The following is a 1,254-nucleotide window of genomic DNA, read 5'->3' on the forward strand; positions in this document are numbered from 1 at the left end:
GGTTGCGGTGCGAGCCGCTCGGCTGAGCGCCCGGATGTGAGCCGGCGTGCGGAGCTGGACGCTTTTCTGGGCTGGCTGCTGGGCACCGGCAACCAGGCAGGGGCTGCCTCGCTCGGCACGGCCCGGTCGTTCCGGCGCCGCACTGCGTGGTGCTGGAATATCGTCCCCGGGATCCCGGCAACTGGCGAGATCCATGATCAGGTCCAGATCGACGGGATCTACATCGGCTCCTGGTGTTGCCTGATCGCGATCGCCGGAGAGCACGTGATCGGCTGGCAGTGGTGCGACACCGAGAAGAAGGCCGCCTGGGCCGCCCTGCTTCAGCGGTTCCCGGCGCCGCGGGTGGTGATCACCGACGGCGGATCCGGGATCGCCGCCGCGCTCTCTGATTGCTGGTCCGACACCGCCGTGCAGCGCTGCCTGGTCCATGTCCAACGCAACGTGCGCACCTACCTGACCAGCAGGCCCAGGACCGACGCGGGCAGGGCGCTGCTGCGGTTGGGAAGGGCTCTGACGAGGATCAGCACCCCGGCGCAGGCCGCGGCATGGCTTGGCCACCTCAACGACTGGTACCAGGAGCACGGGCAGCTCGTCCGGGCCCGGACCTACCGCAACGGCACCGCCGTCGTGCCGGGATGGGTCAGGACCAACCAGACCTGGTGGTTCACCCACGACCGTCTCCGCAAGGCCTACCGCCTCCTGGAACGGCTCAGCCAGGCCGGAACGCTCTTTACCTACCTCCGCCACGAGTTCACCGGACTCGAGATCGCCTCCACCACCAACCGGATTGAAGGCGGCACGAACGCCCAGCTCAGACTGATGCTCCGCAGCCACCGGGGCATGAGCGAAAAGCACCAAAAGCGAGCCATCGAGTGGTACCTCTACCTGCACAGCGAAAACCCGGTTCCGCCCGCCGGGCTCATCCGCCCGGAGCAGCACACACCCGCACGCCTACCGGCTCAGACCGCCGTCGAGCACCCAGACGGACCCGAGGAATACGGCAACGCGGCCACCGCAGAAGAAGGCCTCTGGGCCCGCACAGGCTGGGCAGGACGCCCCTGACACGCCCGGCATTTACACACGTTTTGTCCTATAACCCGCAGCCGGCCGTGGGCCCGGGCTCCGGGGCCGGGGTCCCGGCCCTGCCTGAGAGGGGGKTTAAATGCGGGAGGACCCCCACCTGGTGGTGGGGGTCCTCGACCGTTAATGGTGTTCCGGCGGTGACCTACTCTCCCACACCCTCCCGGGTGCAGT

1 protein-coding gene is annotated in these 1,254 nt (G+C 68.5%); it reads left to right on the forward strand.

Features of this window, described 5'->3' with window-relative positions:
- On the forward strand, window positions 1–1,062 hold a 1,062-nt coding region (locus AC1DBX_RS20635; protein WP_476932665.1), incomplete at its 5' end, for an IS1249 family transposase.
- Window positions 1,063–1,254 lie beyond the last annotated feature (192 nt).

The organism is Arthrobacter sp. 10N44_2, from assembly GCF_056394385.1.